The sequence below is a fragment of the Haloechinothrix alba genome (assembly GCF_900188115.1).
Taxonomy (GTDB): Bacteria; Actinomycetota; Actinomycetes; order Mycobacteriales; family Pseudonocardiaceae; genus Haloechinothrix; species Haloechinothrix alba.
On the sequence record NZ_FZNW01000002.1, the window covers coordinates 89,164 to 103,528 of the forward strand.

The 14,365-nt window shown below is 72.3% G+C and carries 13 protein-coding genes; 9 read left to right on the forward strand and 4 right to left on the reverse strand.

The window, feature by feature from the left end:
* The first annotated feature begins 69 nt into the window (after nucleotides 1-69).
* Nucleotides 70-606 (forward strand): methylated-DNA--[protein]-cysteine S-methyltransferase, encoded by a 537-nt coding sequence (locus CHB84_RS22675; protein WP_176439753.1) that lies wholly within the window; start codon nucleotides 70-72, stop codon nucleotides 604-606.
* On the opposite strand, the gene CHB84_RS01960 is transcribed toward CHB84_RS22675, so the two are convergent.
* Both CHB84_RS01960 and CHB84_RS01965 read right to left on the reverse strand, forming a co-directional pair.
* Nucleotides 580-3,177, reverse strand: coding sequence for an AAA family ATPase (locus tag CHB84_RS01960; RefSeq protein ID WP_089299728.1), 2,598 nt, complete (start codon nucleotides 3,175-3,177; stop codon nucleotides 580-582). The genes CHB84_RS22675 and CHB84_RS01960 overlap by 27 nt on opposite strands.
* Entirely contained in the window at nucleotides 3,174-4,340 is a 1,167-nt protein-coding gene (locus CHB84_RS01965; protein WP_089299729.1) for an exonuclease SbcCD subunit D, read from the reverse strand. The genes CHB84_RS01960 and CHB84_RS01965 overlap by 4 nt, the downstream gene beginning before the upstream one ends.
* 319 nt (nucleotides 4,341-4,659) lie before the next feature.
* Between CHB84_RS01965 and CHB84_RS01970 the strand changes: the two genes are divergently transcribed.
* Nucleotides 4,660-5,589 carry a DNA recombination protein RmuC gene (locus tag CHB84_RS01970; protein WP_089299730.1) on the forward strand — a complete coding sequence of 310 codons (930 nt, stop codon included), beginning with the start codon at nucleotides 4,660-4,662 and terminating at the stop codon, nucleotides 5,587-5,589.
* 98 nt (nucleotides 5,590-5,687) lie between these two features.
* Nucleotides 5,688-6,539, forward strand: a complete 852-nt coding sequence (locus CHB84_RS01975; protein ID WP_141134548.1) for a DUF6542 domain-containing protein — start codon at nucleotides 5,688-5,690, stop codon at nucleotides 6,537-6,539.
* A 66-nt stretch (nucleotides 6,540-6,605) separates the two neighbouring features.
* Here CHB84_RS01975 and CHB84_RS01980 read toward each other — a convergent pair whose 3' ends face one another.
* Nucleotides 6,606-7,583, reverse strand: coding sequence for a 4-hydroxy-3-methylbut-2-enyl diphosphate reductase (locus CHB84_RS01980; RefSeq protein WP_089299732.1), 978 nt, complete (start codon nucleotides 7,581-7,583; stop codon nucleotides 6,606-6,608).
* A gap of 168 nt (nucleotides 7,584-7,751) precedes the next feature.
* Between CHB84_RS01980 and CHB84_RS01985 the strand changes: the two genes are divergently transcribed.
* Genes CHB84_RS01985 through CHB84_RS01995 form a run of 3 tightly spaced genes read left to right on the forward strand, consistent with a single transcriptional unit; the run spans nucleotide 7,752 to nucleotide 10,109 of the window.
* Nucleotides 7,752-8,495 carry a lipid droplet-associated protein gene (locus tag CHB84_RS01985; protein WP_089299733.1) on the forward strand — a complete coding sequence of 248 codons (744 nt, stop codon included), beginning with the start codon at nucleotides 7,752-7,754 and terminating at the stop codon, nucleotides 8,493-8,495.
* Nucleotides 8,492-9,793, forward strand: coding sequence for an exodeoxyribonuclease VII large subunit (xseA, locus tag CHB84_RS01990; protein WP_089299734.1), 1,302 nt, complete (start codon nucleotides 8,492-8,494; stop codon nucleotides 9,791-9,793). The genes CHB84_RS01985 and xseA overlap by 4 nt, the downstream gene beginning before the upstream one ends.
* Entirely contained in the window at nucleotides 9,786-10,109 is a 324-nt protein-coding gene (locus CHB84_RS01995; RefSeq protein WP_089299735.1) for an exodeoxyribonuclease VII small subunit, read from the forward strand. Before xseA ends, CHB84_RS01995 begins: the two co-directional genes overlap by 8 nt.
* Here CHB84_RS01995 and CHB84_RS02000 read toward each other — a convergent pair.
* Nucleotides 10,104-10,751: a DUF4245 domain-containing protein gene (locus CHB84_RS02000; RefSeq protein WP_089299736.1), complete on the reverse strand. Its 648-nt coding sequence runs from the start codon at nucleotides 10,749-10,751 to the stop codon at nucleotides 10,104-10,106. The two genes, CHB84_RS01995 and CHB84_RS02000, sit on opposite strands and share 6 nt — an antisense overlap.
* A gap of 241 nt (nucleotides 10,752-10,992) precedes the next feature.
* Here CHB84_RS02000 and glpX point away from each other — a divergent pair, with 241 nt between their 5' ends.
* Genes glpX through CHB84_RS02015 form a run of 3 tightly spaced genes read left to right on the forward strand, consistent with a single transcriptional unit; the run spans nucleotide 10,993 to nucleotide 14,297 of the window.
* Nucleotides 10,993-12,057, forward strand: coding sequence for a class II fructose-bisphosphatase (glpX, locus tag CHB84_RS02005; protein WP_089299737.1), 1,065 nt, complete (start codon nucleotides 10,993-10,995; stop codon nucleotides 12,055-12,057).
* A gap of 3 nt (nucleotides 12,058-12,060) precedes the next feature.
* Nucleotides 12,061-12,888, forward strand: coding sequence for a S1 family peptidase (locus CHB84_RS02010; RefSeq protein WP_089299738.1), 828 nt, complete (start codon nucleotides 12,061-12,063; stop codon nucleotides 12,886-12,888).
* Between the two features lie 14 nt (nucleotides 12,889-12,902).
* Entirely contained in the window at nucleotides 12,903-14,297 is a 1,395-nt protein-coding gene (locus tag CHB84_RS02015; RefSeq protein WP_089299739.1) for a class II fumarate hydratase, read from the forward strand.
* Nucleotides 14,298-14,365 lie beyond the last annotated feature (68 nt).

Below are 14,365 nucleotides of genomic sequence, written 5' to 3' on the forward strand. Positions count from 1 at the left end.
GCACGGCAACGGGCCTGCCCCGCACATCGTCAACCGCCGCTCACCCCGACTCCGGATAGGACGACCGCCATGACAATCGCATTCTGGGCCACCACCGGCACCCCCGCAGGACCGTTCACCGCGATCGTCGCCTCCGACGGCGCGGTCCTCGCCTCCGGCTGGACCTCGGAGCCCGACGACCTCACCACCCGGATCTCGGGCTCCCTGCTGCCGGGTGAGCTCCGTGCCCGCCACGATCTGGGTCCGGTGACCAGGGCCGTGCGCGCGTACCATGCGGGCGAGCTCGACGCGATCGACGAGATCGTGGTGCGGCAGCGATCCGGGGAGTTCCTCCAGCAGGCATGGGCCACCCTGCGGGACGTTCCCGCAGGGCACCCCGTCTCCTACAGCGAGCTCGCCACCCGCGCTGGTCGGCGCCCCGCGGTGCGCGCGGCCGCCATGGCCTGCGCCCGCAACGCGGCGGCACTGTTCGTACCGTGTCACCGGGTACTGCGCACCGGAGGGTCGCTCGGCGGGTTCCGGTGGGGTGTCGACGTCAAGCGGTGGCTGCTCGAACACGAGCGGCGTAACGCGGCGACCTCACACGCCCTCCAGCCGCATGGTTGACCCGGACCGCGACTTGCCGACCCGCAGGCGCGCCGGGATGCGCTGGCGCAGCTCCTCGACGTGCGAGACCACACCGACGACGCGCCCGCCGGCGCGGAGCTCGTCGAGCGTACCCATCACCACGTCGAGGGTCTCGGAGTCGAGCGTGCCGAACCCCTCGTCGATGAACAGCGTGTCCAGCAGGGTCCCGCCGGTCTCGGTGGCCACCACGTCGGCGAGCCCCAGCGCCAGCGCGAGCGAGGCCAGGAAGGACTCGCCCCCGGACAGCGTCTTGGCCGGGCGCACGGCCCCGGAGTAGTCGTCGAGCACGTCCAGGCCGAGACCACCGCGGGTGCCCCGCGCGCCCGCGGCGTCGGAGTGCACGAACGAGTAACGCCCCTGGCTCATCATGCGCAGACGGCGTGTGCCCGCGACGGCGACTTCCTCCAGCCGTGCCGCGAGCACGTACGAGCGCAGCGACATCCTCCGGGCGTTCTGGCCCCGGCCGTTGACGACGTCGGTCAGCGCGTCCAGCTCGGCGTAGGCCGCCTCCGCAGGCTCCAGCTCGGCCAGCCGCGCGGTCAGCGACTCGGCGATGGTGGCGAGATCGTCCCGCTTGCTCGCGCAGGCACGCACCCGCACCAGCGCCGCCTCCGCCTCCTCCCGCGCCCGTGTGAGCGCCTGCTCGGCGCCGGCGAGATCGACCTCCTCGTCGGCGGCGACGTCGACGAGCTCGGGGTCGGCCAGGACCTCCCGAGCCGCCGATGCGGCCACATCGGACTGCGTGACCCACTCCTCGAGCGCGTCGGCGTCCCGCTGCCCGAGCCCCGCGGCCAGCGCCTCGTCGAGTGACCCGAACTCGGCGTCGGACACGGCGGCCGAGACGACCTCGCGCTGCTCGGCCAGCCTGCGCCGGCACGAGATGACGTCCGCACGGGACTCCGCCAGCGCCTCCAGCGCGGCCGCCACCGACAGCAGGTGGGCGCGGCGCCGTTGCACGTCCGGGTACTCACCGCGCGCGGCGGCGAGCCGTTCGGCGCGTTCGGACACCGTGCCCGCCAGCGCGGCGCGGTCCGCCTCGGCACGGGTCGCGCCGCGGTCGGCCTCGGCCTTCTCGGCTTCCAGGCGGTCCCGCTCCCGCTGGGCTTCCTGCTCGGCACGTTCGGCAGCGCGCTCGTCCTCCTCGGCGACCGCGCCCGCGTCGGGCGAGGCAGGCCAGGGGTGCTCGGTCGAGCCACAGACCGGGCAGGGTGCTCCGGCATCGAGCGCGGAGGCCAGTTCGCCTGCCATCCCGGCCAGGCGCCGCTCGCGCAGGTCGAGCACGCGTTCCCGCGCGCGCTGGTGCTCGTCGACCGCCTGGCGCAGCGACTCGGCAAGGCTCGTGGCGCGCGCCGTGGCCTGTTCGACGGCCGTGACCGTCTCTGCCAGCCGCGCCTCGTCGACGCGCTGCTGCTCGGCTTCCTCGATCGCGCCGGACAGCGCGCCCGCCTCCTCCCGGAAGCGGCCCGCGCGAGCGCGCAGCTCGGCAGGCGACCCGTCCGAGGACTGCTCCCCCCACTCCAGCAGCTCGCTCACCCGCTGCTGTTCGACCCGATCGGCCTTGTCCAGCTCCGTCGCGACCCGGTCGGCGAGCTGCTGCGCCTCCAGCACCGTCGCGGCGCGGCGGGCGCGCGCCAGCCGGTGCCGTGCGTTGTCGATCTCGTCGGCCTGCCCGGCCAGCTCGGCCAGCTTCCGGTGCGCCGCCGCGACCCGCCGCACCCGATCCGCGCGCGCCGTGCGGTCGGCGAGCACGGACTCGGCATCCTGCCGGGCCCGGCGGGCGTCGGCTTCCGCCGCGCTCGCCTGCTCGTGCTCGGCCCGCGCCTGCCGCTCGAGCCCGCGCACCCACTCGGCCGTGGGCGCCTCCGGCTGCTCGACGTCCGCCACCTGCGCGGCCCGGGCCGCCCACTCGCGCGCGCGGGCCCGCAGCGCCTCCAGCTCCTTGCCCCGCTCACCGCGACGCTCGCGGAACCACCGTTCCACGTCTGCGAACCGCCGCGTCGCGAACAGTTGCTCGAGCAGCTGCTCGCGCTCGCTGGTCTCCGCGCGCAGGAACCGCGCGAACTCGCCCTGCGGCAGGAGTACCACCTGGAAGAACTGCTCTGCGCTCATCCCGAGCAGTCGCTGCACGGTGCGCGACACCTCGTCGACCCGCGTGACCGGCTCGTTCGCGTACCCGCTCGGCGTGCCCGCGATCCACGTCAGGGATGCCTTGGCCTGCTGCGTCGTCGTGCCACTTCCGCGCTTCTTCGGGCGCTCGTACTCGGGGTTGCGCACCACACGGAACCGGCACCCCTGCACCGTCAGCTCGAGGCCGACCTCGGTCGGGGTGTCGGCGCCTGCCAGGTCACTGCGCAACCGCTTGGTCTCCCCCCGTGCACCGGGAACGGTCCCGAACAGCGCGAACGCCACGGCGTCGAGCACGGTGGTCTTGCCTGCGCCCGTATCGCCGTGCAGCAGGAACAACCCGTCGCTGCCCAGCGCATCCATGTCGACCGTCTGGTGGTCGGGGTAGGGCCCGAACCCGGTCACGTCCAGGCGATGCAGTTTCATCCGGCATCACCCCCGCTGCCCGCCCTGTCGGCCCGACCGGCCCAGGCGAGTGCCTCGGTCAGCAGGTCGGCCTCCGACCCTGTCGGTTCGGCTCCCCGGCAGTCGCGCACGAAGTGCCCGGCGATCTCCCGGTCGCTGCGACCGCGCACCACCTGCGCGTACCGCAGCGTGGCCTGCGTGTCGCCACCCTCGGGCTGCCACTCGAGATGCACGGCGTGCGGGAACCGCTCACGCAGCCTGCGCATCGCGTCGACGGGGCGCACGGGGTCGGTGAGCGTCGCGGACAGGTAGCACTCCGCCAGCCCGGCGTAGTCCTCCGCGGTCAGCAGCTCGTCCAGGCTGCCGGTGACCGTGGCCAGCGCGCGCGGCACCGGGAGCTCGCGCCGGGTGACCTCCGCGAGTCCCGTCTCGTCGAGGTCGACCAGCCACACCGACTTGCGGTCGGTGCGTTCCGCGAACGAGTACGCGAGCGGGCTGCCCGAGTACCGCACGGTGCCGGTCACCCGCTGCGGGCCGTGCAGGTGCCCGAGCGCGACGTAGTCGACACCGTCGAACACCGTGGCAGGAACCTGCTCGACACCGCCGACCTCGATGGTGCGTTCCGAGCCGGAGGCCTCGGCCCCCGTGACGAACGCGTGCGCGAGCACCACCGAACGCGCCGCCTCGCGCCCGGCGAGATCGGCCCTGATGCGGCGCAACGCCTCGTCGAGCACCGCGGCATGTCCCCTTCCGTCGATCCCCCACGCGTGCCGCACCGGTTCCGGCTCGAGGTACGGGATGCCGTACACGGCGACAGGGCCGTGCTCGTCGTGCAGCTCGACCGGGTCGGCGAGCTGCCCGATGCCGGTACGCAGGTGCAGCCCGCCCGCGGCGGCGAACGCGCCGAACGCCCCCAACCGGGCAGCCGAGTCGTGGTTACCCGAGGTCAGTACCAGCTGCGCACCCGCATCGCTGATGCGCTGCAGGGCGCGCGAGGCGACCCGGACGCTCTCCGCGGACGGGACGGCCCTGTCGTAGACGTCGCCCGAGACGAGCACGGCATCCACACCGTCGGCCACGACGATCTCGGCGATGTGGTCCAGCACCCGTTCCTGGTCGGCCAGCAGGTCCACGCCGTGGAACGTACGACCCACATGCCAGTCCGAAGTGTGCAGCAGGCGCATGTCCCCAAGGTATGTCCCGGTACCGACAGCGCCGAACCCGGCACGCGCGGTCTCGCCGGCAACCCGCCGGAGTCCCCACGGCCGGGCCGTTCGAAGGCACCACCGCGACGGCCCCGTGTGGCTGCCGTGCGGCTGCCGTGCGGCTGCCGCGTGGTGGGCCGTGCGCGACTACCGGGCCGGTCGCGAACGGGGAGCGCCCGGACACTGTCGGTGGTCCCTGCGAGGCTGGAACGTGATCATCGGTGGCATGCCCGCGGGGTGAGCCCGCGCCCGATGCGCCACCGCCACCCGAGGCATCCGTGCTGACAAAGGAGGACCCGTGACATCCACGGTGATCACCACCGCCGCCGTGGTGGTCGCGTTGCTGCTGGCCGCCGCCGTCGCCGTGCTCTGGCGGCTCTACAACGACAGCATGCGGCGGGTAGACCAAGCGGTCGCCGACCTGGCCACCGAACGGGCCCGGCTCGACGAGCAGCACGACGCGTTGCGCCGGTACCAGGTGGCCTTCGCCTCGGTGTCCGGTCGGGGCGAGCTCGGTGAGCAGGTCCTGGCACAGACCGCACGCGCGCTCGGGCTGCGTGAGGGCCTGCACTTCAGCCTGCAGACCGACGTCGCAGGCGGCGGCGCCGCCAAGCCGGATCTCGTACTGTACGTGGGTGGCGGCCGCAGTGTCCCCGTCGACGCGAAGGCGAGCATGGCCTGCTGGGCGGAGGCCATGGAGACCGACGACGCCGCGGAACGCGCCGACGCACTGCGGGTACATGCCCGCAACCTGCGGTCACGGGCCGCGGAGCTCTCCGGTAAGGGCTACGAGCGCTGGGCGGACGCGATCTACGGGGTCATCATGTTCGTTCCCTCCGACGCAGCCGTTGTCGCGGCCCTCGACACCGACGAGGAGCTGCTGCGGTGGTTGCTCGATCGCAGGGTGTTCCTGTGCGGGCCGACCGGCTTCGCGATCCTGGCCTCGGCCGCGCTGTTCGCGGGCAACGATCGCGCGCTGGCCGAGGACGTCGAGCACATCCGCGCGCAAGCGGCGACCGCGCACCGCACGGCCGCGGGCGCCGTGGACGCGCTGAACGTGTCAAGTACACACTTGCAACGCTTCATAGCCGCGCGGCGCAAGGAGCTGGACGCGCTGGAACGCTTCCGTTCCGCCGTGACACCGCTGACCGAGACGGCGGCCAGCCCCAACGCCGTGCCCGAGATCCGGCGAGGTGAGCAGGCCGCGCAGCACAACGGCACCGGGTAGACACACGCGGCCCGTCCACACGAGAAGGCCGCCCCGGTCCGTGCGCGGCCCGGGGCGGCGGCACTGCGCGCGCACCAGCCGCTACGGTTGAGGTCGTGGTGAGCACCAGTGGACGCGACGACCAGGACAGTGGCGACGAGCCCGTGCCATGGGACGAACGCCCCATCGCCGGGAGCGCGCGGGGGCTATCGTGGCCGGTGGCTGTCGCGATCGCCCTCGGCCTCACCCTGGGCGGGGCCATACTCGACATGCAACTGCGGGGCGGGCTCGACACTGTGTTCCAGGTCGGCTTCGTTCTCGGGTGCGTCGCCGCGATCTGCGCGGTTCGCAGGCGCAACCTGTTCGGGCCGATCGTGCAGCCGCCGCTGATCCTCGCGTTCACCGTGCCCGGCGTCGTGCTCTACGCCTCCGGGATGCCCGAGGGCACCGGTACGATGTCCCGCGCGATCGCCGTCGGCACCCCGTTGGTAGACAACTTCCCGACCATGGCGGCCACCACGGTCGCCACCATCGGCATCGGCCTCCTACGACTGGTCACGCAACGCGATCCCGACGGCAAGGCGATCAAGCGGACCTCACGCACCCGCCAGGGCGGGGACAAGACCAAGGGTCGCGAGGGCAAGTCCGCGCAACGATCCGGCAGTGGCTCTGCACGGGACTCCGCACGGCACCCCAAGCCGGAGCGGCAACGCGAGCGGGAGCCTGCCGCCCGGCCCGCGCCGCCGTCGAGCGACCCGCCCGTACCGAGACGCGAGCCGCGACGCTCCACACAGGACACCCGCGGGCCACGCCCGTGGGATTCCGAACGGCAGGAACGCCCCGCGCCGCCGCGCGAGACCGGGGCGCCCTCCGCGCCACCGCCGTTCCTGGACGAGCAGGCCCGCGGCCGCCCGAGGCCCGACGCGGAAGGCCGCCCCCCGCGCAGGCCGCGCCCCCCGCGCGAGCGGTAGCCGGCCGTCGGCCGCTGAGATACCTCCAGCCCGGTTCCGTCCGCCCGGCGGGGCCGCGCGATGGCCTCACCGCACCGGCGAGGAGTCCCGCAGCTCCCGGGGCAGTGCGAACGAGATCTTCTCGTTCGCCGTCGTGACCTCGTCGACATCGCTCCATCCGCGCTCGGCCAGCCAGTCGAGCAACTCCATGACCAGCACATCCGGGACGGACGCGCCGCTGGTCACGCCGACGGTGCGCACGCCGTCCAGCCATGCCTCGTCGACCTCGTTCGGGTAGTCGATCAGGTGCGCGGCGCTCGCGCCCGCCTGCAGGGCCACCTCGACGAGGCGCTTGGAGTTCGAGGAGTTCGTCGACCCGACCACCAGGACCAGGTCGCACTCCGCGGCCATCGCCTTCACCGCTACCTGACGGTTCGACGTCGCGTAGCAGATGTCGTCACTCGGTGGATCGGCCAGGTGCGGGAAGCGGCCGCGCAGCTGGTCGACCCGCTCCATGGTCTCGTCGACGCTGAGCGTGGTCTGCGACAGCCACACCACCTTGGAGGGGTCGCGGACCTCGACCTTGTCCACGTCCTCCGCGGTGTCGACGAGCTGCACGTTGTCCGGCGCCTCACCCGCGGTGCCTTCCACCTCTTCGTGGCCCTCGTGACCGATCAGCAGGATGTCGTAGTCCTCGCGGTCGAAACGGTTGACCTCCTTGTGCACCTTGGTCACCAACGGGCACGTCGCGTCGATCGTGCGCAGGTCACGATCGGCCGCTTCCTGGTGCACCGCAGGCGACACGCCGTGCGCGGAGAAGACGACGCGCGCGCCCTCGGGGACCTCCGACACGTCCTCGACGAAGATCACACCGCGCTCGCGGAGGTTCTCCACGACATGCCGGTTGTGCACGATCTCCTTCCGCACGTACACGGGCGGGCCGTACTTCTCCAGCACCTTCTCCACGGTGACCACGGCACGGTCGACACCGGCGCAGTAGCCGCGCGGCTTGGCGAGCAAGACCCGTTTGCCCGCCTGCTGTCCCTCCTGGCTCGCTGCAGTCATGCCACCAGCATACGGACTACCGCACGGCGGTCCGTAGTACCGCTGTGGCCACACTCATAACCCGCTCCCGCGGCGTCCCTCGCGGCAGGCTTCCCTCTCGCCGGCAGGTGCCCCGTCAAGGGCGAGCCCGCCTGGGCAGAACACACCTGGTGCGAGAGACTTGACGGCATGAAGCCACTCCCGCTGCCAGTACGAGTCGCGACGGGGCTCGCGGTCAGCGCGGCCGAACGTGCCAAGGACCTGCCTCGGCAACTCACCGGCCTGCCCGTGACGCTAGCCAGCCAGATGCTGCAAGCCGCCATGCGCGTGCAGCAGGAGGTGACCGAGCTGGCGATCAAGGGGGACGACGTCCTGGCCGCGTTGCGCTCGGTCGAGGACGACACACCCGCCTGGGCCACCTTCGACGAGGACCTCGAGGACGCACCGCACGTCACGCGCGCCGACACCGCGGGCGTCGCGGACCCCGCGGCAGGCACGCGCGACGACTCCGACCTCGTCTTCGGGCCGACGCGCGCGGACACCAACGGGCAGTACCCGCGTGTGCCGCCGGACTCCGAGGGGGACGATTCCGCCTTCGCCGGGGAGTCGATCGAGGACCCGTGGGCCGAGGAGGAGCGTGCCCTCGCCGAGACCAGGCACGACGAGGAGCCCGGCGAGGAACCCGGCGAGAGCAGCCGGGCAGGCGGGGACGTCGCGGATGCGGGGCCTGCGTGGCTTCCGGACTACCCCGACCTGACCCTTCCCCAGGTCAGAGCGCGCCTGCGCAGTATGAGCGAGGAGCAGCTCACGGAGCTGCTCGCCTACGAGCAGCAGCACGCCAACCGGCCGTCCTTCGTCGGGATGCTGTCCAGACGCATCACGAATCTGCGCAGGCAGACCGAGCAGGGCGACCAGCCTGACCAGCGCTCGTGACGGCATCGGCGGGCAGCGCGACGCCCGACCGTCCGACGGCGGAGAACCCGTGGCCGGTCCGTACCGTGGCGCGCAAGATCGCGGAGTGGATCCACCGGCTGGGGCCGGTGTGGGTCGAAGGGCAGATCACCCAGATCTCCGCGCGTCCGGGGACACGGACGGCCTTCCTGACCCTGCGTGACCCCTCTGCCGACGTGTCCATGTCGGTCACCTGCGGGATGAACATGCTGCGCAGCATGGACCCGCCACTGCAGGAGGGTGCCAGCGTGGTCGTGCACGCCAAACCCGACTTCTACCTCGGGCGCGGCACGTTGAGCCTGCGCGCCAAGGAGATCCGTTCGGTCGGTATCGGGGAGCTGCTCGCCCGCATCGAACGGCTCCGCAAGCTGCTACAGGCCGAAGGGCTGTTCGCCGCCGAGCGCAAGCGTGCCCTGCCGTTCCTTCCGCGCGGCGTCGGCCTGATCACCGGGCGGGCCTCGGCCGCCGAGCGCGACGTGCTGTCCAACGCGCAGTCCCGCTGGCCCGCCGTCCGGTTCACGGTGATCAACACCGCTGTGCAGGGAGCCCAGGCGGTTCCCCAGATCCTGACGGCCCTGTCGAAGCTGGACGCCGACCCCGATATCCAGGTCATCGTGCTCGCGCGGGGCGGGGGCAGCGTGGAGGACCTGCTGCCCTTCTCCGACGAGGCCCTCTGCCGTGCAGTGGCCTCGGCAGGCACCCCCGTTGTCAGTGCCATCGGGCACGAGCCGGACGCCCCGCTGCTGGACTACGTCGCGGACCTGCGTTGCTCCACCCCGACGGACGCGAGCAAGCGCATCGTGCCGGATGTCGCCCAGGAGACCGCCAGGGTCCGCGAGCTCCGTGACCGGGCACGCCGCGCGTTGCGCGGCTGGGTGGACTCCCAGCGCCGTACGCTCGAGCAGATCCGCAGCCGCCCCGTCCTCGCCGACCCGTACGCGCCGATCGAACGCAGGCGGGAAGAGGTCACCGCGCGCGTCGAACGCGCCCGCCGCGCCGCCCTCGGGATACTGGCCACCGAACAGTCCACCCTGGCATCGGCGAGGGCACGGCTGGCCGCTCTCGGCCCGTCGGCCACCCTGGAGCGCGGTTACTCGGTGGTGCAGTACCGCACGGCGACCGGCGAGCTGGCCGTGCTCCGTTCGGTCGACGAGGTCGCGCACGGCAGCGACCTACGTATCAGGGTCGGTGACGGTGTGGTGCACGCGACGGTGGACGATGTCACCGCGGCAGCAGCACGGTCGCACGGTCCGACAGCGGAAGAGGCGCACGATGAGTGACGAGGAGACGGCACATCCCGACCCCGGCAGCACCGAGGACTCCGGCGGGCTCGGCGGGCTCGGCTACGAGCAGGCGCGCGACCAGCTCATCGAGGTCGTCCAGGGGCTCGAGGCGGGCGGCTTGTCGCTGGAACAGTCGCTGGCGCTGTGGGAGAAGGGTGAGGCGCTCGCGCAGGTGTGCGAGCGCCATCTCGACGGGGCGCGCCAGCGCATCGACGCCGCGCTGGCCTCGGTCGAGGACACCGAAGACGGTACTGGCACCGCGGGCACCGACGGCACGGACGCCGAAGGGGCAGGCGGCACCGCGGAGTCATGACGGGTCGGCCACCTGCACGGCCTCGGCGAGCGTGCGCAGCTCCTGCTCGCCCGCGCTCCCCGTCACCATGACCCGCACGCCGTCGATCGAGGTGACCCAGGCCTGCTCCTGCTCGTGCGCGGGGTAGACGGCCCACGCACGGCTACCGATGTCGACGCTGCCCGCCGGCTCGACCTCCTGCGAGACCCCGTCGGCCTCGTCGGCCACCACGAACGACGCGACCGCCGGCGACTGCGCCAACCGCGCGTACTCGCCCTCAGGGGTGACCCACCCGACGCGCACGATCCGGTCACCGTCCTGCCCGGACGCGGTGGACATGTTCGCCGAGGTGGCCCGCCACGCCTCGTCCAGCTCCGGTGTGCGCAGCGGGAAGTCGACGCGCCGGGCCATCCTGGCCAGCTCCCGGTCGGCATCCACATCCGGGACGGCGCCCGGGTCGACGCTGGGTCCTCCCGGGCTGAGCTGGCAGGAACCCAGGATCCAGGTGAGCACCCCGACGATGGCCAGCAGCACGGCCAGTGACCACGCCATGTCCCGGGCACCGTGCCCGAGCCGCTTGCGGGTGGACTCGTCGACCGCGACACCGTCCTCGCCGGCCTCACCGGAACCGCCCGCCAGGTGATCACCTGTCCGCTCACTCACCCCTTCATGGTCGCACCGTTACACCCCCGCCGGTCGCCCAGGGTCAGCGGCCCGCGGTGGCGGTATGGCCCGATCTGGAACAATCCAACGTGCAGTGGGCTCGTTCACCAGTCCGGCTGTTCACGGTGGTCACGTTACGACTCGTCGCGCGTGGCCCGCGGTCGCCGGCCGCGGGCTGCCCACGGGCAGCCCCGTCGGCAGGCGTGTGAACAGCCCTCAAGGCCAACCATGGGAGGAAGCGATGAGCAGCTCCGGTACGTCGAGCACGCCATCCAGCCGCAAGGAACGCCCGGATCGCAACCTCGCGATGGAGCTCGTCCGGGTGACCGAAGCCGCAGCGATGGCGGCAGGCAGGTGGGTCGGCAAGGGCGACAAGAACGGCGGGGACGCCGCGGCCGTCGACGCCATGCGGCAACTCATCAGCACCGTCTCCATGGACGGCGTCGTCGTGATCGGTGAGGGCGAGAAGGACGAGGCTCCGATGCTCTACAACGGCGAGCACGTCGGCAACAGCGACGGGCCCGCCTGCGACGTGGCCGTCGACCCCATCGACGGCACCACCCTGATGAGCAAGGGGATGCCGAACGCGCTCGCCGTGCTCGCCGTCGCCGAGCGGCACGCCATGTTCGACCCGTCCGCGGTGTTCTACATGGAGAAGCTCGCCGTCGGCCCGGAAGCCGCCGACGTCGTCGACCTGGCCGCACCGGTTGCCGAGAACATCCGCCGCGTCGCCAAGGCCAAGCACAGTGACGTCAGCGACGTGACCGTGTGCATCCTGGACCGTCCCCGGCACGAGCAACTGGTCAGCGAGGTCCGCGAGGCGGGCGCGCGCATCCGGTTCATCACCGACGGCGACGTCGCGGGAGCCATCGCCGCGGCGCGCCCCTCTACCGGTGTGGACATGCTGCTGGGAATCGGCGGCACACCGGAAGGGATCATCGCTGCCGCCGCGATGAAGTGCCTCGGCGGCGCGCTGCAGGGCAAGCTCTGGCCCAAGGACGACACCGAGCGGGAGCGCGCGCTGGCGCACGGCTTCGACCCCGACCGGGTGCTCAGCGCCGACGACCTCGTGCGCGGCGAGAACGTGTTCTTCTGCGCGACCGGTGTCACCGACGGCGACCTGCTGCGCGGCGTCCACTACCGCGCGGGCGGGGCGACCAGCCAGTCGATCGTCATGCGCTCGAAGTCGGGCACGGTCCGGGTCATCGACGGCTACCACCGCCTGAACAAGCTGCGTTCCTACACGTCGGTGGATTTCGACGGGCACACCGACGCCGGGGACCGTCTCGCACCCCCGCTGCCGTAGGTCATGGCTGCCCAGGGACCGCGGCGCTCGCCGCACGCCGTCGGACTCGCCGTGGCCGCGCTCACGGCGCTGCTGGCCACGTTGCTCCCGCCCGCGCACGGCGCGGCCGACGGCGGCGCGGGCGGCCCGACCCCGCACATTGTCGGCGGGTCCGACGCCGACCAGGTCTACCCCTTCATCGTGGCGTTCACCAGCGGTGAGCAGACGTACTGCGCGGGCGCGGTACTCACCGAGGAGTGGGTCGTCACCGCTGCCCACTGCGTCCAGGACCGTTCCCCGGAGGACGTGGAGCTGCGCATCGGCAGTACGCTCCGGTCGTCCGGTGGGTTCTCCACGACCGGCGCCGAGTTCCACCCGCACCCGGACTTCGACTGGGACGCTGCCGGCGCCGACATCGGACTCGTGCGGCTGAGCGAGCCGACCTCGGCCACCCCGATCGAACTGAGCGAGCCCGCCGAGCCGGGCACGCCGAGCCGGTTGCTCGGCTGGGGCCGCAGCTGCCCCGAACCGGACTGCACCGAGCAACCAGAGACCCTGCAGCAGCTCGACACCGAGGTGATCGAGCCAGGCGAGTGCACGGACATCGCGGCCGAGTCCGAACTGTGCACCGACAACCCGGGAGGCGACTCGGGAGCCTGCTACGGCGACTCCGGTGGCCCGCAGCTCATCGACACCGGCGACGAGTGGCGGCTGGCCGGGGTGACGAGCAGGCCCGGCTACGACGGCGACTCCTGCGCGCAGGGCCCGTCGATCTACACCGACGTGGTGTCCCACGCCGACTGGATCGCGGACACGACAGGGGATGCCCGGTTTCGCCCCGATACCCCGTGAGCCAGACTCGGAGCATGGCTGACGTCGACTACCGCATCGAGCACGACACCATGGGCGAGGTCCGGGTCCCGGTCGCCGCGTTGTACCGGGCGCAGACGCAACGCGCCGTGGAGAACTTCCCGATATCCGGGCGCGGGCTGGAACGGGCCCAGATCCGCGCGCTCGGCCTGCTGAAGGCCGCGACCGCGCGGGTGAACGGCAAGCTGGGCGTGCTCGACGAGGACATGGCCGCCGCCATCGCCGCGGCCGCCGACGAGGTCGCCGCGGGCGAGCACGACGAGCACTTCCCCATCGACGTGTTCCAGACGGGCTCGGGTACCTCGTCGAACATGAACGCCAACGAGGTCATCGCGACCCTCGCGACCCGTACGCTCGGCCGCGACGTGCATCCCAACGACCACGTGAACGCCTCGCAGTCGTCGAACGACACCTTTCCCACCACGATCCGGATCGCCGCCACCGAGGCGGTGCTGACCGAGGTGATCCCGGCGCTGGAGCACCTGGCAGGCACGGTCGAGGAGCGCGCCCGCGAGTGGTCCCACCTGGTCAAGGCGGGCCGCACGCACCTGATGGACGCCGTGCCGATCACGTTCGGGCAGGAGGCCGGTGCCTGGGCGAGCCAGATCCGGTTCGGCGTGGAGCGGCTGCACTCCGCGGTCCCCCGCCTCGGCGAGCTACCGATCGGCGGCACGGCTGTCGGGTCGGGGCTCAACGCGCCGGACGGGTTCGGCTCCGCGGTGTCCGAGGAAGTGAGCAGGGTCACCGGTCTGCCTCTCGTCGAGGCGCGGGACCACTTCGAGGCGCAGGCGAGCCAGGACGGCGTCGTCGAGCTGTCCGGGCACCTGCGCACCGTGGCCGTCTCGCTCAACAAGATCGCCAACGACCTGCGCTGGTTGGGCTCTGGTCCGCGTACCGGGCTGGCCGAGATGGCGCTGCCGGACCTGCAGCCCGGCTCGTCGATCATGCCCGGCAAGGTCAACCCGGTCATCCCGGAGGCCACGCTCCAGGTCGTCGCGCAGGTCATCGGCAACGACGCGGCTGTGGCCTTCGCCGGTTCGCAGGGCAACTTCCAGCTCAACGTGAACCTGCCGGTGATCGCGCGCAACGTGCTCGAATCCGCCCGCCTGCTGTCCGCGGTGTCGCGGCTGCTCGCCGACAAGGTGGTGGCCACGGTGCGGGTCAACGCCGAGCACGCCCGCGCCTACGCCGAGGGGTCGCCGTCCATCGTCACCCCGCTCAACGCCTACCTCGGCTACGAGGAGGCCGCGTCGATCGCGAAGCAGGCGCTGGCCGAGAGCAAGCCGATCCGCGAGGTCGTGGTGGAGCGCGGGCACGTCGCGGATGGGCGCATCACCGCGGAGCAGCTGGACACCGCCCTCGACCTGCTGGGCATGGCCCGGGTGCGCTGAATGACGCTTTCACTCCCTCTCGTGGAGTGAAAGCGTCATTCAGCACAACCTGCGGTATCACGTAACGT